Here is a 23,852-nt window from a genome sequence, read left to right as displayed (position 1 = left end):
TGGCACGCAATTATAAATCTATGATTCGTATAGCCTGTATATTTATTTGGTGCAAAGCCAAATGAGGACACACCCTAGGTTAAAAGGTATTTATTTTCTAAGCTCTAGCACTCATTTATGATTAAAAAAATTGTCTTAAGCCTATGTCTCTGTGTTTCTCATGTGGCTTTTGCTCAACAGATCGCCCTCAGTTTCGATGATGGACTAGACCCAGCCAATAACCCAGATGCTTGTCATATCAATAATGACATTCTAAATACCCTAAAACAAAAGCGAATTTTGGCTATTGTCTATCCAAGCGTCAGTAAAATTAGCACAGAAAAAGGGTTGCAGATGATTTCAGAGTGGGGGAAACAGGGGCATCGAATAGGCAATCATGGAAATTTACATCTTAACCTAAATAAAGATGACATTAGCTTGAAAAATTATTTAAAAGACATAGAGCAAGGACATCAAATATTTTCTACATTACCCGGATTTGTACCACGTTACCGATTTCCATTTCTTAAAGAGGGAAATACGCTAGAAAAAAGGGAAGGAGTACGACAATGGCTGATAACCCATCATTATCAATCGGGAACTGTTAGCATCGATGCGAGTGATTGGTATTACAATCAACTGTTTTTGCAGTATCAGCAAGCACAAGATCAAGAAAACCTGAATAAATTAAAACAAGCCTATCTGTTTCATTTGCTTGATCGAGCACAGTATTACGATAATTTAGCACAACAAACATTAGGACGTTCCCCCAAGCATGTGCTTTTACTTCATGTAAGAGCCATTAATGCGGCTTGGCTAGAAGACATTATTGATTTGTTTAAGCAACAGGGCTGGAAATTTGTTGATAGTGATAGCGCTTATCAGGATTCAATTTATAAAATTCAGCCACAAACTCTACCTGCGGGTGAAAGTATTTTATGGAATATTGCACAAATTTATGGGCTCGAGTCATTACGTTATCCAGCTGAAGATGCCCCCTATGAATATCCAAATTTGAAAAAATTTGGTTTAAGTGTGGCGCCTTAGATACGGCTATTTCACTTTAGAAAATCACGAGGTGTATGCTATAGACAGTAAGAGTTAGATAGTATTTAGGCTGTAACCAATATGATTAAGTGTCGCTACGTTTTCTAAATACCTGAATAATCATCATCGAACATGACACAGCATATGTCTTGTGATGAAATTATTTTTCTAGGAGCTGAATCAACTGTTGCACACCGTCAGTAGCCGTTTGGGTGATCTTGTGAAATTGTACCGGCAATTGTTGTTGGTCTGCTCTGGGGTCAATATAATAGGCCTGGCAAGATACCGGAATGTCATGAATCAATCCCGCCACTGGATAAACTTGCAGACTGGTGCCAATCACCACAAAAATATCGGCATCTTGTACACAATTTTGGGCTTCTGCATAGGCAGGAACGGCTTCGCCAAACCAGACCACGTGTGGACGCAGTGGATAACCTGCTGTGCAAAAGTGCTTGTTTAAATCTAAATCAGTTTCTTCAACCGGATAGAATTCGGTCGTACTTTGTGCATCTGGACCTGAGGTTTTGGCCAGTCGGATATTGCCATGAAGATGAATCACTTTGCTGCTGCCGGCACGTTCATGCAGATCATCGATATTCTGGGTAATGACATGCACATCATAATCTTGTTGCAGTTGCGCAATCTGGAGATGTGCAGTATTTGGCTCTGCCTCCAGAATATTTTTTCGGCGTGCATTGTAAAAGCGCTGTACCAGTTGCGGATCTCTGGCCCAGGCCTGCGGAGTGGCGACATCTTCAATCCGATACTGTTCCCAAAGACCATCGCTGTCACGGAAGGTATTGATGCCACTTTCTGCGCTCATACCCGCACCTGAAAAGACCACCAGTTTTTTCATTATTTTTCTCCTGAATATTTAAACTGCCGAAGTACTCGATTGTGAATTCTCTTTCAAGAAGACACCGAGTTCTCTGGAAAATTTTAGCGGTTCAGTCAGCAAGGGCGTATGACCGGATTTTTTAAAAATCACCTGTTTGGCTTGAGGCAGGCTTTCTGCAATCAGGCGCTGTCCTTCAAAAGGATAGAGCCGGGATTGCGCGCCGCTAAAGAAAGTCACCGGACATTGAAGTTTGGTTAATGCTTCACGGTAATCTTCTCGATGATACAGATAATTGTTGATATACCACGCCATATAGTCCATACGGCTGGATGGCAGTAATAAACTTTGAAAGCGAGGTTGATGCAGTAAAAACTCAAATACTTTAAGACTATAGGGATGACTGTTTTGCAGCTGGATAAAGCGCAGCCACAATGCGCCAATCTGTTGGCGTACCGTTTGATCTAGATCGCGAATAAATTGAATTTGCGGATGTGCAGCGAGGAGAACAGACAGTTGCTGCAAAATCTCCCTAAATTCGTCATGTTTTGATCCAAACAGACCAAAAGCCCAAGTATCATCTACCGGTATTTTGGGTGTCTGATCAATATGCAAATAAGCCGTGATCCGTTTAGAAAAATGATCAGAGTGCAGACCATGCATAAGTGTGGTTGCCCCCATAGAGTAGGCAATGACTATGACTCGATCGAACTTGAGCTGATCTACCACTGAGCGCACATCCTGCCAATGACAGTTAATCGCATCCAGATTTGCTGGAATTTTACAGTCTTTGGATGCACCGAAACCACGCCATTCTGGAATAATAAAACGAAACCTGTTTTTATGCGGAGATAAAAAGGCCGCCCATTGCCAGCTCAACATGCCCAGACCAGACAATACTAAAACCGGTTGACCCTGACCGTATTCACGTACAAACAGCTGTTCGCCGTCTGGCATGCGATAAAAGGACATGAATATTCTCCTTATTTTTATCCCGATCGTTTATTTAAACTGTTTGAGTCGCGGAATAACGGTTTCCAGCCAGTGAATCCAGCCAAGTTCTTGATCAATGCCGAGTTGTAAAATCATTTTATGAATATACAGGGTGCGATCATTTTCATCAGCTTGGGCAAAGTCTTTGGCAAAAATTTGCTGATAGGTGTTGAGTTTTTCTTTGTGCAGGACTAAATGCCGTTCCAGTTCCGCTAATGTGTTGTTGCCACCAAGCTGCGCTTCGGCACGTAAGCGTACCATCAATTCTTCGCGCAACTGTGCCGGTGGACTTTGCTGTATCATCCAGTGAGCCAATTCTTCACGACCGGGCAGTTCAACCTGATAGGTTTTTTTACGTGAATGTGCATCTTCTTCTTCGAGTGTTGAAATCCAGCCCTGTTTTGACATGGCATTTAGCTCTCGATAGATTTGCTGGTGGGTCGCATTCCAGAAGAATCCCATTGAGCGGTCAAAGCGCCGCGCCAGTTCTATTCCGGTACTGGGTTTTTCAATCAGGCTGGTCAGTAGCACATGCGATAAAGACATAAACGTCTCAAAAAAATGACTCGGGATTATTATGCAACATGTTGCATAAAAATCAATTCTGATTTATATATTAGTGCAACAAGTTGCATAATTCTGATCGATAAATGCAATATCTGATCAGCTGAATAAAAATAGCCAGCACATCAGCACGCTAAGGAGTTGAAATGTCTAAATATCCGAATTTACTTGCCCCGCTTGATTTAGGGTTTACCACACTCAAAAACCGGGTGCTGATGGGGTCAATGCACGTGGGGCTTGAAGAAGCACCCGGCGGATATGAGCGGATGGCAGCTTTTTATGCAGAGCGTGCCAAAGGTGGCGTAGCCTTAATCGTGACGGGTGGTATTTCACCCAATGATCATGGGGTGACGTTTCAGGGCGGCTCCAAGCTTGACAGTGTCGAAGAAGCTGAAAAGCATAAAGTGATTACCCAAGCGGTGCATGATGCAGGCGGGAAAATTGCCCTGCAAATTTTGCACACGGGCCGTTATTCCTATCAGGCAGAAAATGTTGCACCCTCTCCGATTCAGGCACCCATTAACCCGGTCAAGCCGCATGCCTTGAGTTCAGCTGAGGTTCAGCAAACTATTGATGACTTCGCCAATTGTGCCAAGCTGGCACAGTATGCCGGTTATGATGGCGTAGAAATTATGGGGTCGGAAGGTTATTTGATTAACGAGTTTATTGCAGCGCGAACCAATCATCGTGATGATGAATGGGGCGGCAGCTATGAAAACCGCATTCGTTTCCCGATCGAGATCGTGCGCCGTACCCGTGAAATGGTCGGTGAAAACTTTATTATTATCTATCGTCTGTCTATGCTGGATCTGGTGGAAGGTGGCTCAACTTTAGATGAAGTGGTACAACTGGCTAAAGCCATTGAAAAAGCCGGTGCCACGATTATCAATACCGGCATCGGCTGGCATGAAGCACGTATTCCGACAATTGCCACCAAGGTTCCTCGTGCAGCCTTTACCTGGGTTACCCGCAAGCTCAAAGGTCTGGTAAAAGTTCCTCTCATTACTTCTAACCGCATCAATACACCTGAGATGGCTGAGTATGTACTGGCTTCTGGTGATGCCGATATGATTTCCATGGCGCGTCCAATGCTGGCTGACTCTGAGTTTGTGCTTAAAGCTGAACAGGGTCGTAGCGATGAGATCAATACGTGTATCGGTTGTAATCAGGCCTGTCTGGATCATATTTTCTCGATGAAAATTGCCACCTGTCTGGTCAATCCACGGGCCTGTTATGAAACCGAACTCATCTTCAAAGACGTTGGTGAAGCGAAAAATATTGCCGTGATTGGGGCAGGTCCTGCCGGTTTAAGTTTTGCAGTCTATGCAGCGAATCGTGGTCATCAGGTCACGGTATTTGATGCGGCTGCACAGATTGGGGGACAATTTAATATTGCCAAAACCATTCCGGGCAAGGAAGAATTTTATGAAACCTTGCGCTACTTTAAACGTCAAATCGAGTTGCAGCCACGCATCAAGTTAAAGTTAAATCATACTGCCAGTTTTGCAGAACTTGAAGCGTCAGCATTTGATGAGATTGTCGTGGCAACAGGGGTAACCCCGCGTCAACTGGATATTCCGGGGATTGATCATCCAAAAGTCTTATCTTATCTCGAGGTGTTAAAAGAGCGTAAAGCTGTGGGACAGCGTGTGGCGATTATTGGTGCGGGGGGTATTGGTTTTGATACCGCGGAACTTCTGAGCCATGAAGGGGAAAGTGGCAGTATCAATCCAGAAAAATTCTATGATGAATGGGGCATCGATACCAAATATGATCAGGTCGGTGGTTTAAAAACTCCAGTTCTGGAAAAATCATCCCGTGAAATTTACTTATTGCAACGAAAAGCTGCTTCTGTGGGTTCTAGTCTGGGTAAAACCACGGGCTGGATTCACCGCACAGGGCTTAAACATCGTGACGTGAAAATGATTGCGGGTGCCAGCTATGACAGGATTGATGATCAGGGCTTGCATATCACCGTCAATGATAAGCAAATGGTGTTGGAAGTGGATAATGTCATTATTTGTGCTGGTCAGGAATCTTATACCGCCATGTTTGATGAGTTAAAATCTGCTGGTAAAAGTGTACACCTGATTGGTGGCGCCAAAGAAGCGGGTGAGTTAGATGCTAAACGTGCCATTCGTCAGGGGGCTGAATTGGCAGCGGTGATCTAAAAATATTAAAACCTGCTTTTTTTCCTCTCCTTTATTAAAGGAGAGGATTTATAAGAAAGAATCTCCCTTGTGAAGCAGTACTTCTCACCTTTAATAAAGAGGGAGCGCTCTGTATTTAAAATATCAAAACAAAAAAGGAACCTCAAATGAGCATCGAAACTACAAAAAAATCCATTGATCGTTGGCACGAGATGTTAGCAACCCGCGATATGTCGATCTTGAATGAGTTACTTGCTGAGGATGTTGTATTTCGCTCACCTGTGGCTTTTCATCCTTATCCTGGCAAACAGGTGGTCTTTTTTATTCTGAGCAATGTGATCCAAGTCTTTGAAAACTTCACTTATCACCGTGAATTTATAAGTGAAGATGGTAACAATGTCGTACTTGAGTTTTCTGCTCAGGTAAGCGATAAAAAACTCAAGGGAGTTGACATGATTCAGTTTAATGAAGAAGGTCAGATCATTGATTTTGAAGTGATGATCCGGCCTAAGTCTGGACTTGAAGCCTTAGCGGTACAAATGGGCCAACGGATGCAGTCATTCCAAGTTAAAACTTAATTCGAATTATTGATTCAAGTCGGCATGAAGTTTGTAAATCACAGCTAGTCGAACTAGAGAGGATGACAGATGAAAATGTTGCTTAAAAAATTGGGTCAGCTGTCCAGTGAATATCTGGATCGCTTCAGTGGCGCAGATGAACCGACCCTGTATTACCATCCAAATGGTGTTTTTTCAGGACTCATTGAACGCTTACCGCAGCTGCAACAAAAATATCGTCCTACGCCGTGGTTAGCCAATGCACACGCACATATTCTATATTTAGATCTTATTAAAAAACATACGATTAAACTTAAATATGATGTACTTGAACCGCTAAAAATGTCGGATGGCGGGATTACCGGTATTGCCTGGTATGGGCTGGATTTGCCAGCAAATACACCGACCATTGTCTTATTACATACCATCACCGGCTCTCCAGAGTCGATGCGTGAACTGGTACAGGATCTGCATAAACATACCGGTTGGCGAGTGGCCTTGTGTTTGCGCCGTGGGCATGCAGACCTGCCCATGCCTGTAGCTAAAATGAACCTGTTCGGCTCGACCCAAGATCTACGTGAACAACTGCTGTATATACAGGATAGATTTCCTCAGTCTGAGCTGTATGGGGTCGGATCTTCTGCGGGTACAGGCTTGCTGGTGCGTTATCTCGGAGAAGAGGGATCACAAACACCGTTAAAAGCGGCTTTTGCCTTATGTCCAGGCTATAACACCGAAACTGGATTTGCCCATGTACATCCGTTTTATAGCAAAGTCATGGCCAAAAAACTAATCAAACGCTTTATTCATCCTTATCAGGAAACCTGGCAAATTTATCCTTCCTGGAAGCAATTGCTGGAGGTAAAAGACTTATCGGAGTTTGAACAGCGTTATTATCAACTGGCCGGTTTTTCAGACTATGAGAGTTATAGTAAGGCCACGAATCCAATTTATGTATTTGAAAACATTAAAGTTCCATTAATGATTTTAAATGCGGAAGATGATCCGGTGTGTCATATCCAGAATCTGGAACCTTATAAAGAAAAAATTCGGGCAATGTCGAATATCATGGTGATTACCACCAAAAAAGGCAGTCATTGCGGATTTTATCAAGGTCTGATGCAAACAGAATCGTGGGCTACGCGATTAATGGCAGACTATTTGATGCACTTGTCTCGTAATTCTGCACCGACATCTGCTTAAAAAAGAGTAATAAAAAAACCCAGCAAAAGCTGGGTTTTTTTGATGAATTCTCTTGATTAATCAAGCGCTGGCATCGCTGCTGCAATGGCATCAGCCACAGCGTCTTCTTCAGATTTGTTTGAATCAGAGTTTGATTTAGGCGTTGCTGCAGGTTTTGAAGGCTCTGGAGCTGGATTGTTTTCTGACGGCGTTCTTGTTGGAGCTGGTGTAGCTTCAACAGGTTCAGGCTTCTTCACTTCACGACGAATTTCAGTCGTCGTGTTAGCTGTCTGTTCACGTTGAATTTCCACAGTTGTCTCTGGAACTTCTTCAATTACCGCTTCTTCTACCGGCTCAAGCGGTTCAAATTGTGCTGGTTCAGGCGTTACAACTTCAGGTGCTGGATTAACCTCAACTTGTTCTTCTTCTTTAGGTGCTTCTTTTTTTACACACGCAGTCAAGCTCAGGCCAGTCAGGATTACGGTACAGAGTAAAAATTTCTTCATCATCATTGCATCAAACAGAAAAGTGTGGAGGGGATTACACTATTATAGCAGCAAATTACAAGATAGAAATCATATGAACTTACAGTAATTTTTTATTGGAATTGCTGTTAGAATAGTCAATTGTTTATTGTTCTTTGAATTGATGCGGATTGACTTTGCTTTCTAGGTACAAGGTAAAGTAAAATTGCGCAACATTGCAGGCCGATTTAGGCTCGATTGTACGAGAAACCCAATGACCCATTTTATTTTCGTTACTGGTGGTGTAGTTTCATCACTAGGTAAAGGTATTTCAGCTGCTTCTGTTGCTGCACTTTTAGAAGCTCGTGGTTTAAAAGTGACCATGGTAAAAATGGATCCATACATTAATGTCGATCCAGGGACGATGAGCCCATTCCAACATGGTGAAGTTTTTGTTACAGAAGACGGTGCTGAAACAGACTTAGATTTGGGTTACTACGAACGTTTCTTGCGTCGTGCGAAAATGACCAAACTGAATAACTTCACATCAGGTCGTGTTTACCAAGATGTTCTGAACAAAGAACGCCGTGGTGACTATCTGGGTGGTACTGTGCAAGTTATTCCACACATTACTGACAATATCAAAGAGCGTGTCCTGCGTGCAGGCGAAGGCTATGATGTTGCGATTGTAGAGATCGGCGGTACAGTAGGTGACATTGAATCTCTCCCATTCATGGAATCTGTACGTCAGCTAATGGTTGAACTTGGTCATAAACGTACCATGTTAATGCACTTAACGTTACTCCCATACATTAAGTCTGCAGCAGAATTAAAAACCAAACCAACACAGCACTCTGTTAAAGAACTTCTGTCGATTGGTATTCAGCCAGACATTCTCATCTGCCGTACCGAGTACGATGTAGATGCAGATACTATCCGTAAAATTGCATTATTTACCAACGTTGAAGCACGTGCCGTTGTGGTATGTAAAGATGCACGTTCGATCTATCAGATTCCACGTACTTTCTACGAACAGAATGTTGATGATTTAATCTGCGAACGTTTTGGTTATAACGACCTTCCTGAAGCGGATTTAACCGATTGGGATAACGTGGTAGAAGCATTATTGAACCCAGAATACACCGTTCGTGTAGCGATGGTCGGTAAATATGTAGAACTTCCAGATGCGTATAAATCTGTGAACGAAGCACTTTTACATGCCGGGGTGAAAAACCGCGTTAAAGTCCAAATTGACTATGTCAATGCAGAAGAACTTGAAAGCCAGGACGTGAACGAAGTATTGAAAGATGCCGATGCGATTCTGGTTCCAGGTGGTTTTGGTGAACGTGGTACTGAAGGCAAAATGCAGGCGATTCAATTCGCACGTGAAAACGGTGTACCTTTCCTTGGTATTTGCTTAGGTATGCAGTTGGCTGTAATCGAATATGCACGTAATGTTGTGGGCATTAGCGATGCAACGTCGACTGAATTTAACCGTTCGACCAAATCTCCATTGATTGGCTTGATCACTGAATGGTTAGATGAGCGCGGTGAAGTTCAGCAACGTTCTGCTGACTCTGATTTGGGTGGCACCATGCGTCTAGGGGCTCAAAAATCTGAACTGGTTGCAGGCACAAAAACAGCTGAAATCTATGGTTCTGAAGAAATCATTGAGCGTCACCGTCACCGTTACGAAATGAACAACCGTTATATCCCATTGCTTGAAGAAAAAGGCATGAAGATTTCTGGTTATTCACCGGTACAGCATCTGGTAGAAACAGTTGAAATTCCTCAACATCCTTGGTTTATTGCGGTACAATTCCACCCGGAATTTACCAGCTCACCACGTGAAGGTCATCCATTATTTGCCGGTTTCATTGATGCTGCGAAAAAGCAGTACCAAAAAACTCAATAATCGGTGTGTAGGACACAACTAGGAAGTTTAAATGTCGCAATTAAAACCACAAGAAATTGTACGTTTGGGTGATATACAAATGGCAAATCATTTGCCATTTGTATTATTCGGCGGAATGAATGTACTTGAATCTAAAGACTTGGCTTTTGAGATCGCTGAGACTTATGTCGATATTTGTACACGTTTGGGTATTCCCTATGTGTTCAAGGCCAGCTTTGATAAAGCCAACCGTTCAAGCTTGAATTCGTTCCGTGGCCCAGGCCTCGACAAAGGTCTCGAGTGGTTAGCTGACATTAAAAAACACTTTAATGTGCCAATCATCACTGATGTACACGAGCCGTACCAGGCGGCGCCTGTTGCAGAAGTGGCGGACATTATCCAGCTGCCGGCTTTCTTGAGTCGTCAGACGGATCTGGTGGAAGCCATGGCAAAAACCGATGCCATCATCAACATCAAAAAAGCACAATTCCTTGCACCACACGAAATGCGTCATATTTTGCATAAGTGTCTGGAAGCAGGAAATGACAAACTGATCATTTGTGAGCGTGGTTCAGCATTTGGCTATAACAATCTGGTTGTAGACATGCTGGGCTTCGATATCATGAAAGAAATGAATGTGCCTGTGTTCTTTGATGTGACGCATGCCTTGCAAACTCCAGGTGGCCGTGCCGATTCTGCTGGCGGACGCCGCGCCCAGATTACCACATTGGCGCGTGCAGGTATGGCAACCGGTCTTGCAGGTTTGTTCCTGGAAGCACATCCTGATCCAGAGAAAGCCAAGTGTGATGGCCCATGTGCATTGCGCATGTCTCAACTTGAGCCTTTCTTGGCACAGCTAAAAGAATTGGATACCTTGGTCAAAGGTTTCGAAAAGTTAGATACACACTGAGTTTATCACTCTTGCGCTGCCCTAAAGGCAGCTCATATTAATCAACTGAGGAATAGTTCATGAGCCAAATCGTTGACATTCGTGCACGTGAAATTTTGGACTCTCGTGGTAACCCTACCATCGAAGCAGACGTAATCTTAGCATCTGGCGTAGTTGGCCGTGCATGTGCACCATCTGGTGCTTCAACTGGTTCTCGTGAAGCTTTAGAACTTCGTGATGGCGATAAAGCACGTTACTTAGGTAAAGGTGTTAAAACTGCGGTAAATAATGTAAACACCTTAATCCGTGATGCTTTGCTTGGTAAATCTGTATTCGAACAAAAAGACATCGATAACACGATGATTGCTTTAGACGGTACTGAAAACAAAGAAAAACTGGGTGCAAACGCAACTTTAGCTGTATCTTTGGCTGCTGCACGCGCTGCTGCTGATGAAAAGAAAATTCCTCTTTTTCAATATATTGCAGACCTTCGCAACAACTCGATTTTGACCATGCCTGTACCAATGATGAACATCATCAATGGTGGTTCACATGCAGACAACAACGTTGATATCCAAGAGTTTATGATTGAACCTGTAGGCTTCACTTCATTCTCTGAAGCGCTACGTGCCGGTGCTGAAATTTTCCATTCACTTAAATCAGTATTAAACAAAAAAGGTTTAAACACTGCTGTGGGTGATGAAGGTGGTTTCGCACCAAACCTTCGTTCTAACGAAGAAGCAATCACGGTTATTCTTGAAGCAATTGGTCAAACTGGCTACAAAGCAGGTTCTGACATTATGCTGGCGCTGGATTGTGCATCTTCAGAATTCTACAAAAATGGTCAGTACATTCTTGCGGGCGAAGGCAACAAAGCGTTCACCAGCAACCAGTTCTCTGACTATTTGGCTGGCCTTGTAAACCAATACCCAATTATTTCAATTGAAGATGGTTTGGATGAGTCGGATTGGGAAGGCTGGTCTTACCTGACTTCGATTCTTGGCGACAAGATCCAGTTGGTAGGTGATGACCTGTTCGTAACGAATCCTAAAATCCTGCAACGTGGTATCAACGAAAAAGTAGGTAACTCGATCCTGATCAAATATAACCAGATCGGTACCTTGACTGAAACTTTAGATGCGATCTATCTTGCCAAAGAAAATGGTTACTCTACTGTGATTTCACACCGTTCAGGTGAAACTGAAGATTCAACCATTGCGGATCTTGCAGTAGGTACAGCAGCAGGTCAAATCAAAACCGGTTCACTTTGCCGTTCTGACCGTGTAGCGAAATATAATCAGTTACTTCGTATTGAAGAATTGACTAATGCTGCATATCGCGGTAAAGCTGAGTTTAAAGGTTTGAACTAAGCGACTTATGTCAATGTTAAATGTATTCGACTCGACTGCGAGTAAAGTACTGTTGGGCCTTGCGATCATTTTGATCGCAGGGTTTCAATATTTATACTGGTTTGGTGAAGGTGGTTATCATGATCATCAGCAGCTGACCCAGAAAATCCAGCAGCAAATGGAATTGAATGATGAGCTGAAAGAACGTAATCGCGTTCTGGCGGCAGAAGTCTACGATTTAAAGAATGGTATTGAAGCCATCGAAGAACATGCGCGTTTAGATCTTGGCCTGATTAAGCCACGTGAAACTTTTATTCAAATGAGCACGATCAGTACTCAATATAAACCCATCTATCTTAATCCAAATTCTAAAGTAGATCTGCGAACCAATGAGTCACCTGAGCCAACAAATACCCCGTAAATTATGGGTCATTCTTCCTGCTGCAGGTTCAGGTAGCCGTTTTTCTAAAACAGAACTCAAGCAATATCAGACGCTTCAACAACGAACTGTTCTTGAACATACCGTTGCACGTCTGAATCAATTGCCTTTGACTGGTTATGTATTGGCGATTGGTACACAGGACAATGTCGCAAAAACTCTGCCATTTTCCGATCTGGAAAAAGCACATTTTTGTTTGGGCGGCGCAGAGCGAGTGAATTCGGTGCTGAATGCATTAAATTATTTATCTGCAATGGCCTCTGAAGATGACTGGATCATGGTGCATGATGCGGCACGCCCTTGTGTCAGTCTGGATTGTCTTCAACAGTTGGTCAATACGGCAATTGCACAGGATCGGGCTGCGATTCTGGCGATTCCGGTACGAGATACACTTAAGCGTGTAGTCACCGGTTCTGATATTGAGGAAACGGTGGATCGCTCCATGCTCTGGCAGGCACAAACGCCGCAAATGGCCAAGCTGGGCACATTAAAACGGGCGATTGAACAGGCTTTGCAGGATGGTGCTAACATTACCGATGAAGCCAGCGCACTGGAACATATCGGTGAGCAGGTGAGTGTGGTGCAAGGGCGCTCCGATAATATTAAAATTACCTATCCAGATGATCTGGAACTGGCCAAGCTGATTTTACAAGCTCAGGCTTAAAAATATATTCGATAAAATTTGAATAAAAGCAGAATAAATCTGGCTATAGCGATCTATTCCCTATAGCTTTCACTTATAATTTTGCCATCATTCTTTTTCACCTTTTGGCCAATGATACCTTCACAGCAGTATCGGTTTTTACGTCATTCTTTGCGTGATGGACGTAGTATTAACCCGCAAGATTCATCCCGGTGGACCAAGTTGCACCTTGATCCCTGGTTGTTGTGCTTTCTGGTTCTCAATGCAATCCTGGGGTTGATGGTGGTGTATAGCGCGACCTCTGAAGATTCCGGGATGGTTGTTCGTCAGGCGATTAGTTTCGGGATTGGTTTTGTGCTGCTGTTTATCTGTGCGCAGATTCCACCGAAAGTCTATCAGGCGATCAGTCCCTACCTGTATGCCTTTGGCATATTCATGCTGCTTTTGGTGTTTGTGATTGGTGAAAAACGCCTGGGTGCAACGCGTTGGATTACTTTGCCTGGTATTGGGAGTATGCAACCGAGTGAGGTAATGAAATTTGCCATGCCTTTGATGATGGCCTGGTATTTTGCACGTAAGCCATTTCCTCCCAAATTTGTACATATTGTCGGTGCATTAATTTTACTGGCTATACCATTTGTTTTGGTTGCACTCCAACCTGACTTGAATATTGGTTTGGTGGTTCCGGGTGTTTTTGTCTTGTTTTTAAGTGGGATGTCGTGGCGTCTGATTGTTGGTGCGGCAGCAGCACTGGCTGTAGCAGCACCGGTTTTATGGATGTTCGTACTACAAGAGTATCAAAAGAAACGTATCACCACGATGTTTGATCCGGAGTCGGATGCATTGGGTGCAGGCTGGAATATCATTCAGTCCAAAATCGCGATTGGTTCAGGTGGTTCCACAGGCAAAGGTTATACTGAAGGGACACAATCGCATTTGGGTTATCTGCCCGAGCATCATACCGACTTTATTATGTCGACCTATGCCGAAGAATTCGGTTTTATTGGTGTGTTTCTGCTATTTAGTTTATTTACTGCGATTATTATTCGTTGTTTGATGATTGGCTTAAACAGTTTTCATAATTTTGGACGTTTATATGCCGGAGCTATTGGACTGACCTTTTTCTTCTTTGTATTTTTAAACTCGGGCATGGTGAGTGGTATCTTACCGGTGACTGGAGACCCATTGCCGCTCATGAGTTATGGCGGAACGGCGGTGATCTCAATGCTCGCAGGTATGGGAATTGTGATGTCGATTCATACCCATCGATAAATTATTCTAAAAGTCGGATGTGTTCCGGTTTTACAAATATTGTTAAGACATGCGGGTAAAGAAAAGTATCTTCATTATATTCATGCTCAATGTGGAAATTGCTTCCAAATGCAGAGTGATATAACCATACAACAAAAAGCAGAAATGGATAAACGATATAAAGAAGCCCTCAATCGAGGGCCTCTTTAGTCTTAAAACTTAACTGAAAAACCAGGTGTAATAGCCCCAGATCATCAAAGGCCAAGCCAAAAATGGACTAAATAGCCATTTCCAGAACCAGTGGCGAGGTACGAAACCGACACCATGTACAAAGCCTCCAGAAATACCAATCATGATATACATCATGGCACTATGGCTATATTCACCGTTGGCATCCAGCATTGCAGAGGGATGAACCAATAACACTGCGGCGAGAGGAAAAGCCAGCAGGCAGGAAATCATCATCGCAAATTTGTTTGGTTTCTTGTCTACAACGGTTTTCTCAAGCGCAGCTTCGGTCATATTTTATTCCTCATCCAGGTCTTGGTGTTGTTCCATATAAATTGCAGCAATCACACTGGCAAAACACGCCATCAGTACACCCAGAATCCAGGCAAAATACCACATAATTTTGTCTCCTTAGTGCACAGCCTTAATACAGGCTGTGTGAATTGTCTTCAATATGTTTGTTGGTAATCACGCCCCACATCTTGTAATAACACCAAGTGGTATAGATCAGGATCAATGGAACAAAAATACAAGCTGCAACTGTCATGACAGTTAAGGTGTTTTTACTGGATACCGCATCCCACATCGTCAGACTGACAGTCGGATTTAAGCTGGATGGCATCAGGAACGGGAACAGGGCAAAACCGGCAGTCAAGATTGCACCGACGACTGCCAGAGAAGAACCCAGGAAGCTCAAGCCAGCCTTGTTTTTACCTGCAGCCAGTACAATGATTAATCCCCCTAGAATGCCGGCAATTGGAGCTGCCATTGTAATTGGATAAGTCGAATAGTTGTTCATCCAGCCCGGATTGGCATTGGTCAGTACTTCTTTTGCTAATGGGTTGGCAACACCATTGGTGTCAAAAGGCATCACCAGGCTATAACCCTGGATGTTTCCAAAATACAACCATGCACCCGCAGCAAGGAAAGTCGCCAAGTAGACCAGACCCATGATTTGTGTCGCTTTGGCAGAACGTTGACGCAGGTCGCCATCAGTACGCAGCATCAGCCATGCACCACCATGTGCGCATAACATCGATAAACTGACCAGACCACATACAATTGCAAATGGATTTAGCAGGGCAAAGAAGCTACCTGTGTAGGTAGAGCGCACAGTTTCATCCAGGGTAAAAGGCACGCCCAGAAACATATTGCCGAACGCAACACCAAAGACCAATGCAGGCACTGCACCACCAATGGCCAGACCCCAGTCCCATGAATTGCGCCATTTGGTATTTTCCAGTTTTGAGCGGTAGTCAAAGCCAACCGGCCGTAAGAACAGCGCAAACAGGACCAGCAACAGTGCCCAGTACATGCCAGAGAATGCGGTTGCGTAAACCATTGGCCAGGCAGCAAATAGAGCACCACCTGCGGTAATGAACCAGACCTGATTGCCGTCCCAGTGTGGGGCAATGGTGTTGATCGCAGCACGGCGCTCGTTATCATTTTTGCCCACAAATGGCATGATTGCCATGGAACCCATATCGAAACCATCGGTGAGGGCAAAGCCAATCAGCAATACGCCAACCAGCACCCACCAGATTATTTTGAGTAATTCATATTCGATCATGCTTGAGTCTCCCCATTTGCTTTTTCTGCAGCGGCAAGCTTTTCAAAGTGGTATTTACCGGTATGTAGGGAGCTTGGGCCTAGGCGCGAGAACTTGATCATCAGGTACATTTCAATAATCAGTAACACGGTATAGAACGCTGCCAAGGCAATAATTGAACCCCATACATCGCCAGTACTTAAGCTAGATGCTGAAAGATGCGTCGGTAATACTTCACCAATCGTCCATGGTTGACGACCGACCTCTGCCACATACCAGCCGGTTTGTGCAGCCACCCAAGGTAAAGGAAGCGCAAATAAGGCAAATTTCAATAACCAAGGTTTGTTTTCAGCATTGCGTTTTGCGACTGCAACAGTTGCCAGAATGAAGAGAAGCAGCATCAAGAAACCAGAACCCACCATGGCGCGGAATGCCCAGAACAGGCTTGGTACATGTGGAATGGTGTCTGCCGCCGCAGCTTTAATTTGTGCTTCAGTCGCATCCACCACATTTGGCGTATATTTCTTCAGCAGCAAGCCATAACCGAGGTCTTTTTGTGATTCATCAAAAGCCGCTTTAAGCTCAGGTGATTTATCTCCTGCACGGAGCAGCTCTAACTGTTCATACGCCACCATACCGTTACGGATCCGCTGTTCGTGCTGAGTAATCAGATCTTTAATTCCAGTCACTTGTTCAGTGGTGGAGCGGGTTGCAATCAGACCCATCGCATAAGGAATCTTGATCGCATAGTCAGTGGTTTGGGTTTCTGCATTTGGAATCCCAAATAAGGTGAATGCTGCTGGTGCAGGATGCGTATCCCATTCTGCTTCAATCGCCGCAAGTTTGGTTTTTTGGACATCGCCCAGCTCATAACCTGATTCATCACCCAGTAAAATCACTGAAAGTGTAGACGCAAGCCCGAAGATGGCAGCAATGGCAAAAGAACGACGTGCAAAAGGCAGATCACGTTTTTTCAGCATGTAATAACTTGAAATGGCCAGTACAAAAATAGCACCTGTGACATAACCTGCAGACACTGTATGTACGAATTTAACCTGAGCAACCGGGTTAAATATCAGAGCAGCAAAGTCCACCATTTCCATACGCATGGTTTCGTAGTTGAATACAGAACCAACCGGGTTTTGCATCCAGCCATTGGCGATCAGAATCCACAGCGCAGACATGTTCGAACCTAAAGCTACCAGCCAGGTAACTGCCAGATGTTGCACTTTGGACAGGCGATCCCAGCCAAAGAAGAACAAGCCAATAAAGGTCGATTCAAGGAAGAAGGCCATCAAACCTTCAATCGCCAGCGGTGCACCAAAAATATCACCGACATAATGCGAGTAATAAGCCCAGTTGGTTCCGAACTGGAACTCCATGGTCAGGCCTGTGGTTACCCCTAAGGCAAAGTTAATACCAAACAGTTTTCCCCAGAACTTGGTCATGTCTTTATAGATTTCTTTGCCGGAAATCACATAGGTGGTTTCCATAATGGCAAGCAGAAAAGCCAGGCCTAAAGTCAGTGGAACAAAAATAAAGTGATACATCGCGGTCATGGCGAACTGGAACCGCGAGAGATCGACCACGCTTTCAGAAATCATCAACGTGTCTCCTGGATTTGGGAAGGATTGCCGGCGATACGCTCGGCGACTTGGTTATCAAAATTTTTAGGAATCGTAGGCGCATCAAACCAGATATTTTTAATGATCATCAGTAAAATAACTTTGATAATTAAAATAGCGGTTATTTCTCTCACCACTCTCTGGTTTAGATTTTTGGGAACTAAGCTCATTCGACTAAGCCTGTCTGTGACTTGTTGTATATTATTAATCTATTGTAACTAAAAAATAAATAGACGATACAATTTAAATAAATATATATTTTTAAATGTATGATAATAAAAGGTATATATTTTTATTAGTTAAAATTTATTCTAAATATTTTTTATTATTTTATGTAATTTTATTGTTTTTTTAAATCCGACTAAAATGCTTATATTTATATATTTGAATGTAGATTGTTTTAGTTGGATTAATGCTTTTTAATCTGATTAAAATGCTTGGTTTTAAAATAAAGAATAAAATTAATCAAACTATTTTGGTTGGTTTTATAAGGGTTGAATATCAGTGTCACAATCTTTCTCATCATTTTATATTGATAAAAAACACGCCAAAAAAAGAACATGCTGGAAACATGTTCTTTTTAAGCTTGGTGAGGGTGGCTAGACTTAGAAGTCGTAACGCATGCCTAGAGATAGACCAGTTGCATCTTCACCGCGTGTACCACCTACGTTATTTGTACGTGCTTGTGCCCATGGTGTAACATTTGAATTTTCATCATTTAGGACAGTTGCCAGGTTTGCATATACACGTACTGTTTTGTCTAAACGGTGTTCAACACCAAGTGCCAATAATGTTGCATTTGCATCATCTGCATCGACATCGCGGTGGAACACTTGGCCACGGAGATACGTTTTTGGTGCAAATTTATAGTCAGCTGCTACGCCAAATACATGTGTATCTTGTTTTGAAATTAATTTATCTAAAGCACTACCTTCGGCTGCCGCAAGTTCTGCTGCTGTACCTTGTCTATCAAACGTAGTGTATTGATATAAAGCACCTAAATTAAATTCTGGAGTAATTTTGTAGGCTGCTGCAATACGGAAGCCATTACGCTCACCACGATTAGCATTTTCTTCATAGTGCTCGTAGGCAGTAGCAAAATCAACTTTACCTTCTTTATAGGTAAGTGCTAGATCATATGCTTTATCTTTGTCATTGTTATCTTGCTTAGCGGCATCATCAGCTGAAGGGCTGTTATCTTCATGAAGTGACATTGCACCTAATACATTGAAACCACCGCCAAATTTTGGAGATTTATATTCAATGGTGTTGGCATTACGTTCATCAAAGCGCTGTTCACTCACACGTGTGACGTTACGAAGGTCGCCAACTTGGTCACCAAAGAAATTCACTGGACCACGCGCGACTTTAAACGGGCTGTCAAAGCGACCTACACGTGCTTGACCAAAGTCACCTTTTAAACCGACAAAGGTATCGCGAGTTGCGAAGTCAACACCACTATTATTAGCAGATCCACTAGCAAAGTTAATTTCTTGTTCAATTTGACCAAAAACAGTCATGCCATTTTCTAATTTTTGTTCAGCTTTAAAGCCTAGGCGTGAAGAGTTTGAAGAAAGACCAACTTCGTTATAATCTGCACCATCATCAAGATAGTCTAAAGATACATGTGCACGACCATACACTTTAACATCAGCAGCAGCTGCCATTACTGGTGTTAAAATTGTTGCCCCAACTGCCAATGCGCAAAGAGTTTTTTTCATGTGTAGCTCCAATAAAGACTTTTTATTCATCGTCTTAAAACAAGTTTCAGTCATGTGTTAAAACATGTACCGCTCTATTGGTGCCAAGTATCGATTACAAATAAGACAGTAAGATTAAGGAAATATTTCAAATCTGTTAAATGTTGTATTTTGTAAGTTTTGTAATATTACACATTCAATTTTTTGTATTTAAAGATAATTTGGTTGCTATTATCTTAATGATTCGCTTTTTTTTCTAAAGTTTTATGCTTTAAGTAGAATAAAAAAATGGAGCCGAAGCTCCATTTTTTTTATTCAGTTAAACTTAAAGTGCAGCTTTGATTTTTTCAGCCAGCGCTTTAATTTTTTCCTGATCACCCATCTGGGCAGCATGTTTACCCAAGTTGTGCAGAGAAGTCGGCACTAGATGAAAATGAATATGCGGTACAGTCTGACCAGCAGCAGCACCTGATAATTGCATCAGGACAATGCCATCAACGCCCAAACCTTTTTCAATTGCTTTCGCAACCTTCTGTACAATTTGAATCGTATAGGCCGCAGCTTCAGGATCTAGATCCAGTAAAGTGATGGCTGGTGCTTTCGGAACGACCAGAGTATGACCATCTGCTTGCGGCATGATGTCCATAAATGCAAGAACCTGGTCATCTTCATACACTTTAATCGCAGGAAGTTCACCGCGTAGAATTCGTGCAAAAATATTCTGATCATCATAAGTCATAAGTACATTCCTTGAGCGTTATTGAATTGAATTATTTACAGTTCAATTCTTTCTGACGATCTTTGATCACGTCAAGACGCTGTTGCTCTTTTTCCGAGAATTTTGGCTTGGTTGTATAGCAATTGTCATTGCCGAACTTCGCTTTTGCTTCTGGATCTTTAAAACAGAATCCTTTAGACGCATAAATCACGTCATGATCATTTTTCAATTTTTTGCATTCCTGTTCAGATGCAAGAACCGATGTTGAAGCCCCGAACAAAGTTGCAAAGCCAACTAATGCTGCAACAGAAAATTTCTTCATGCGAGTTTCCTCTGGGTTATCCACTATATGTGCCTGCCTACTAGTCACAATATGAGGTTTTGTTATCATTATTCAATGGCGAGATATTACTCGATGGTAATATTACTCCATGATTCATACATTTTCACGGCACTGGAAAAATCACTGTTTTTATCCGATAGATCACTGGCCGCCTGAATTAGATTCTGGGTTAATGATAGCACAGGCGCAGACAGTTTAGCCTCACGCGCCAGGTCGATTGCGATGCCGGTATCTTTGGCCAAGAGTGGCAGGGCAAAGGTTACAGGAAAACTGCGATTTAAAATACGCTGCGGCAATACGGCTTCGGTCACCATGCTTTTACCACTTGAAGCATTAATACAATCCAGTGCTTCATTCAGGTTGACTCCATGTGCTTTCAGCGTAGTAAAGCCTTCTGCGACCGCACACAGGTTTACAGCCATTAACATATTATTCACAGCTTTCACTGCAAAACCTGCGCCAGATTCACCGACATGCTTAATCAGTGTGCCAAAAGCCTGCATCGCAGGAAGGGCTTTTTCAAAACCTTGGACATCGCCGCCTACCATCACTGTCAAGGTGCCATTTTCAGCGCCAATGGTTTGACCGCTGACCGGTGCATCCAGAAAGATCGCCCCACGTTCAGCCAGTTGTGCTGCCAGTTTTTGCGCGGAATCCGGTACACCACTGGTACAGTCGACCCAGACTGAGCCGGATTTAAGCGACAAATTTTCCAGAAGTTGTGCTACATCGGCACTGGTCGGCAAACATGAAAAGATAATATCTGCCTGAACGGCCTGTTCTAGCGTAACGGCTTGGGTGCCATATTCAGCAGCATGTTGCTCTGCTTTGTCAAAATTGCGGTTCCAGACATAGACGGTATCAAACTGCTTGGGTAAATGTGCTGCCATACGATAACCCATGGCACCTAAGCCGATAAATGCTACTGACTGAATCATGCTGTATCCTCTGAATATGTAAATAAATTTTAATGTTTTTTTGCGATGCTGACGCAGATGCGCTAAGCATCAAGACGTATAGAGCGCTGCGCCAGCCAGGTCGTCATTTTGGGCCAGAACGTATTGGCTGTTTTCTGGTTGGACATCAGGCCCAGATGACCACCCGGAATCAGAGTAAACGTCTTATCCTGGCTACTTGTCAATTCTATCAAAGGCTTAGCTGACTGTTCTGTGACAATCTGATCGGTTTGGCCGGCACCGACCAACAGCGAGCAGCTGATATTCTTAAGGTCAACAGTACGACCATTTAAGGTGATTGAACCTTGTTTTAAAGGATTTTGCAGCCACAGATGTAAGACCATGTCCTGATTAATCCCGCCCGGATAATCAATCATCTTATTCAGAAAATTTCCCATGGTGGCATGTTCATAGACATTTTCGACATGATCCAGATTCAGCAAAAACTGCTTCTGGCTTTTCAGCCAGCCGATCGGATCCAGTAACTTAAAGCCCAAGGCATTTACAATGCCGGGCGTATGAATATATTGCTTTGGAATATGACCCTGATGAATGGCCTGTTGCAGATTTTTATTTTTAGAAATCAGTTTATTGGTGGTCGAAAACAGTTTGCCGACCCGTCCTGATGCATAACTGTCGATGGGGCTGCCAACGACCATCAAATTTTTGACATGTTCAGGCGAATGCAAGGCGGTATAAAGCGTGACAAATACCCCAGCCATACTCCAGCCGTGTAGGGAAATGAACTGACTGTCCGAATGCTTGCAGATGGTTTCAATAGATTGAGGAATGGCTGCATCAATAAAAGACAAAAAGTTTAAATGACGATGTCTAAAGTTAAAACGTTTCCATTCCACCAGATAGACATCAAAACCGCTATGCTGAAAATGCTTGACCAGCGAACGATAGGGATACAGATCATAGATATCCATATTGATGGCGAGAGGGGCGACAAATACCAATGGCTCCTTGTATTTCTTATCGGGTGAGGCGTAATAGCGAATCTTGCAAAACTCGGTGCTGGCAATATATTCAAAAGGCGTTTTTTGCGACAGAATCAGAGAGGAGGCATTAAACATCCGGGCACTGAAATGTTTCAATTTTTTTTGCTGGCGCTGAAAGTTTTGTTTTAACTGAATCATGTAAATAAAATATCCGTATCCGGGGAAGGATTGATCGAAGTCTAAGCAATAATTGCTTATTATGCCTTGACCTGAAATAGCATAGGCGCTCAAAATGTTGGCAATTTTTTACAAAAGGCAGCCTTAGGGCTGAGGTAGAGCGATGAGCCAGCAAGACGATATTTCATATCAATTAGAAACTTTAGCCATCCGTATAGGTCATACCCGTAGCTTTGAGGGTGAGCATGCTGAACCCATTTTTCTAACATCGTCATTTGTTTATGAAAATGCCGCCGAAGCTGCTGCGAAATTTTCAGGTCAGGAACCGGGCAATATCTATTCTCGCTTTACCAACCCAACCGTTGCCATGTTTGAAAAACGTCTGGCGGCACTCGAAGGTGCAGAGCGCGCCGTTGCTACCAGTTCAGGTATGGCTGCCATTATGGCAGTGACCATGGCTTTTTTGAAAGCAGGTGATCACGTCATCTGCTCACGTGCAGTCTTTGGTTCGACTGTTTCGCTATTTGAAAAATATGTCGCAAAATTTGGGGTTAGTGTCGATTTTGTAGATTTGACCGATCTTGATGCATGGAAAAATGCCATCCAGCCTGAAACCAAATTACTGTTTGTTGAATCTCCATCAAACCCGCTTGCAGAAGTGGCTGACATTCAGGCATTGGCTGATATTGCCCATGCCAATGATGCTTTACTGGCAATCGACAATAGCTTCTGTACACCAGTGTTACAACAACCCCTCAAATTTGGTGCAGACCTGGTGGTGTATTCTGCGACTAAATATCTGGATGGTCAGGGCCGTGCCTTAGGTGGAGCTGTGGTTGGAAACCATAAACTGCTGGAAGAAATCTTTGGTTATGTGCGTACCACAGGTCCTTCAATGAGTCCGTTTAATGCATGGGTATTCCTGAAAGGCTTGGAAACGTTACGTTTACGTATGCGTGAGCATTCAGCAAGTGCGCAGCAACTGGCTGAATTTCTGGATCAGCATCCAAAGGTAGAGAAGGTTTATTATGCCGGTCTGCCTGCGCATATCGGTCATGCGCTGGCAGTGAAACAGCAGACGGGTTTTGGTGGCATTGTGTCTTTTGAGGTGAAAGGCGGTCGTGAAGCCGCTTGGACAGTCATTGACAATACCCGGTTTATCTCGATCACCGGTAACCTGGGGGATGCGAAATCAACCATTACCCATCCGGCAACCACTACACACGGTAAATTATCGCCTGAAGCCAAAGAAGCAGCAGGTATTCGCGAAGGTTTAATTCGTGTTTCTGTTGGTTTAGAAGAGATTGGTGATATTATTCGTGATATTACTCGTGGTTTAGATCTTATCTAATTTTATAAATTTATGTTCGGAG

The 23,852-nt window shown here is 43.2% G+C and carries 25 protein-coding genes; 11 read left to right on the top strand and 14 right to left on the bottom strand.

Features of this window, described 5'->3' with window-relative positions:
• Positions 1-117: 117 nt before the first annotated feature.
• Positions 118-1,026, top strand: a complete 909-nt coding sequence (locus GVV58_RS13830) for a polysaccharide deacetylase family protein (protein ID WP_100535317.1) — start codon at positions 118-120, stop codon at positions 1,024-1,026.
• 160 nt (positions 1,027-1,186) lie between these two features.
• Here the strand turns inward: GVV58_RS13830 and GVV58_RS13825 are convergent, their stop codons facing one another.
• From GVV58_RS13825 to GVV58_RS13815, 3 genes are read right to left on the bottom strand one after another with little or no spacing between them, the layout of a single operon-like run.
• Entirely contained in the window at positions 1,187-1,885 is a 699-nt protein-coding gene (locus GVV58_RS13825; RefSeq protein WP_100357034.1) for an NAD-dependent deacylase, read from the bottom strand.
• Positions 1,886-1,903: 18 nt separating this feature from the next.
• Positions 1,904-2,836: an alpha/beta hydrolase gene (locus GVV58_RS13820; protein WP_159516765.1), complete on the bottom strand. Its 933-nt coding sequence runs from the start codon at positions 2,834-2,836 to the stop codon at positions 1,904-1,906.
• A 30-nt stretch (positions 2,837-2,866) separates the two neighbouring features.
• On the bottom strand, positions 2,867-3,403 hold the full coding sequence (locus GVV58_RS13815; RefSeq protein WP_100329579.1) for a PadR family transcriptional regulator: 537 nt from the start codon (positions 3,401-3,403) through the stop codon (positions 2,867-2,869).
• A 164-nt stretch (positions 3,404-3,567) separates the two neighbouring features.
• On the opposite strand from GVV58_RS13815, the gene GVV58_RS13810 reads away from it, so the two are divergent.
• The 3 genes from GVV58_RS13810 to GVV58_RS13800 all read left to right on the top strand — a co-directional run bounded on the left by GVV58_RS13810 (position 3,568) and on the right by GVV58_RS13800 (position 7,331).
• Positions 3,568-5,592: an NADPH-dependent 2,4-dienoyl-CoA reductase gene (locus GVV58_RS13810; RefSeq protein WP_005097099.1), complete on the top strand. Its 2,025-nt coding sequence runs from the start codon at positions 3,568-3,570 to the stop codon at positions 5,590-5,592.
• A gap of 146 nt (positions 5,593-5,738) precedes the next feature.
• Positions 5,739-6,149 carry a nuclear transport factor 2 family protein gene (locus tag GVV58_RS13805; protein WP_005097098.1) on the top strand — a complete coding sequence of 137 codons (411 nt, stop codon included), beginning with the start codon at positions 5,739-5,741 and terminating at the stop codon, positions 6,147-6,149.
• A 69-nt stretch (positions 6,150-6,218) separates the two neighbouring features.
• Positions 6,219-7,331 (top strand): alpha/beta fold hydrolase, encoded by a 1,113-nt coding sequence (locus GVV58_RS13800; protein WP_159516764.1) that lies wholly within the window; start codon positions 6,219-6,221, stop codon positions 7,329-7,331.
• A gap of 56 nt (positions 7,332-7,387) precedes the next feature.
• Here GVV58_RS13800 and GVV58_RS13795 read toward each other — a convergent pair whose 3' ends face one another.
• Positions 7,388-7,822 (bottom strand): hypothetical protein, encoded by a 435-nt coding sequence (locus GVV58_RS13795; RefSeq protein ID WP_005097096.1) that lies wholly within the window; start codon positions 7,820-7,822, stop codon positions 7,388-7,390.
• A gap of 226 nt (positions 7,823-8,048) precedes the next feature.
• Between GVV58_RS13795 and GVV58_RS13790 the strand changes: the two genes are divergently transcribed.
• The 6 genes from GVV58_RS13790 (at position 8,049) to rodA (ending at position 14,260) form a co-directional block, all read left to right on the top strand.
• On the top strand, positions 8,049-9,689 hold the full coding sequence (locus tag GVV58_RS13790; RefSeq protein WP_005097095.1) for a CTP synthase: 1,641 nt from the start codon (positions 8,049-8,051) through the stop codon (positions 9,687-9,689).
• A 31-nt stretch (positions 9,690-9,720) separates the two neighbouring features.
• A complete protein-coding gene (gene kdsA / locus GVV58_RS13785; protein WP_005106657.1) occupies positions 9,721-10,578 on the top strand; it encodes a 3-deoxy-8-phosphooctulonate synthase in 858 nt (285 codons plus the stop codon).
• A 59-nt stretch (positions 10,579-10,637) separates the two neighbouring features.
• Positions 10,638-11,927, top strand: coding sequence for a phosphopyruvate hydratase (gene eno / locus GVV58_RS13780; protein ID WP_005097093.1), 1,290 nt, complete (start codon positions 10,638-10,640; stop codon positions 11,925-11,927).
• Positions 11,928-11,934: 7 nt separating this feature from the next.
• Entirely contained in the window at positions 11,935-12,327 is a 393-nt protein-coding gene (locus GVV58_RS13775; protein WP_005097092.1) for a septum formation initiator family protein, read from the top strand.
• Positions 12,296-13,009, top strand: a complete 714-nt coding sequence (gene ispD / locus GVV58_RS13770; protein WP_005097091.1) for a 2-C-methyl-D-erythritol 4-phosphate cytidylyltransferase — start codon at positions 12,296-12,298, stop codon at positions 13,007-13,009. The genes GVV58_RS13775 and ispD overlap by 32 nt, the downstream gene beginning before the upstream one ends.
• A gap of 111 nt (positions 13,010-13,120) precedes the next feature.
• Complete coding sequence (gene rodA, locus GVV58_RS13765) at positions 13,121-14,260, top strand: rod shape-determining protein RodA (protein WP_074383200.1); 1,140 nt, start codon at positions 13,121-13,123, stop codon at positions 14,258-14,260.
• Positions 14,261-14,458: 198 nt separating this feature from the next.
• On the opposite strand, the gene GVV58_RS13760 is transcribed toward rodA, so the two are convergent.
• The 10 genes from GVV58_RS13760 to GVV58_RS13715 all read right to left on the bottom strand — a co-directional run bounded on the left by GVV58_RS13760 (position 14,459) and on the right by GVV58_RS13715 (position 22,500).
• Positions 14,459-14,761, bottom strand: a complete 303-nt coding sequence (locus GVV58_RS13760) for a cyd operon YbgE family protein (RefSeq protein WP_005170606.1) — start codon at positions 14,759-14,761, stop codon at positions 14,459-14,461.
• A gap of 3 nt (positions 14,762-14,764) precedes the next feature.
• Positions 14,765-14,866 (bottom strand): cytochrome bd-I oxidase subunit CydX, encoded by a 102-nt coding sequence (gene cydX, locus GVV58_RS13755; protein WP_004278713.1) that lies wholly within the window; start codon positions 14,864-14,866, stop codon positions 14,765-14,767.
• A gap of 25 nt (positions 14,867-14,891) precedes the next feature.
• Complete coding sequence (gene cydB / locus GVV58_RS13750; RefSeq protein WP_159516763.1) at positions 14,892-16,037, bottom strand: cytochrome d ubiquinol oxidase subunit II; 1,146 nt, start codon at positions 16,035-16,037, stop codon at positions 14,892-14,894.
• Complete coding sequence (locus GVV58_RS13745) at positions 16,034-17,620, bottom strand: cytochrome ubiquinol oxidase subunit I (RefSeq protein WP_159516762.1); 1,587 nt, start codon at positions 17,618-17,620, stop codon at positions 16,034-16,036. The genes cydB and GVV58_RS13745 overlap by 4 nt, the downstream gene beginning before the upstream one ends.
• The gene (gene cydP / locus GVV58_RS13740) at positions 17,620-17,811 is read right to left on the bottom strand and encodes a cytochrome oxidase putative small subunit CydP (protein ID WP_004645265.1); all 192 of its coding nucleotides are present in this window, start codon (positions 17,809-17,811) and stop codon (positions 17,620-17,622) included. Before cydP ends, GVV58_RS13745 begins: the two co-directional genes overlap by 1 nt.
• Positions 17,812-18,246: 435 nt before the next feature.
• Positions 18,247-19,362 carry a porin gene (locus GVV58_RS13735; protein ID WP_159516761.1) on the bottom strand — a complete coding sequence of 372 codons (1,116 nt, stop codon included), beginning with the start codon at positions 19,360-19,362 and terminating at the stop codon, positions 18,247-18,249.
• 304 nt (positions 19,363-19,666) lie between these two features.
• The gene (locus GVV58_RS13730; RefSeq protein ID WP_005170623.1) at positions 19,667-20,080 is read right to left on the bottom strand and encodes an HIT family protein; all 414 of its coding nucleotides are present in this window, start codon (positions 20,078-20,080) and stop codon (positions 19,667-19,669) included.
• Between the two features lie 31 nt (positions 20,081-20,111).
• The gene (locus tag GVV58_RS13725; RefSeq protein WP_074383196.1) at positions 20,112-20,381 is read right to left on the bottom strand and encodes a YARHG domain-containing protein; all 270 of its coding nucleotides are present in this window, start codon (positions 20,379-20,381) and stop codon (positions 20,112-20,114) included.
• Positions 20,382-20,467: 86 nt separating this feature from the next.
• Positions 20,468-21,340 (bottom strand): NAD(P)-dependent oxidoreductase, encoded by an 873-nt coding sequence (locus tag GVV58_RS13720; RefSeq protein WP_159516760.1) that lies wholly within the window; start codon positions 21,338-21,340, stop codon positions 20,468-20,470.
• Positions 21,341-21,402: 62 nt separating this feature from the next.
• Positions 21,403-22,500: an alpha/beta fold hydrolase gene (locus GVV58_RS13715; protein ID WP_159516759.1), complete on the bottom strand. Its 1,098-nt coding sequence runs from the start codon at positions 22,498-22,500 to the stop codon at positions 21,403-21,405.
• 142 nt (positions 22,501-22,642) lie between these two features.
• On the opposite strand from GVV58_RS13715, the gene GVV58_RS13710 reads away from it, so the two are divergent.
• Positions 22,643-23,830: an O-succinylhomoserine sulfhydrylase gene (locus GVV58_RS13710; RefSeq protein ID WP_100355326.1), complete on the top strand. Its 1,188-nt coding sequence runs from the start codon at positions 22,643-22,645 to the stop codon at positions 23,828-23,830.
• The last annotated feature ends 22 nt before the right edge of the window (positions 23,831-23,852 follow it).

The organism is Acinetobacter sp. 18QD2AZ41W (assembly GCF_009829025.1).
Taxonomy (GTDB): domain Bacteria; phylum Pseudomonadota; class Gammaproteobacteria; order Pseudomonadales; family Moraxellaceae; genus Acinetobacter; species Acinetobacter pseudolwoffii.
This window is presented reverse-complemented; position numbering and strand designations above follow the sequence as displayed.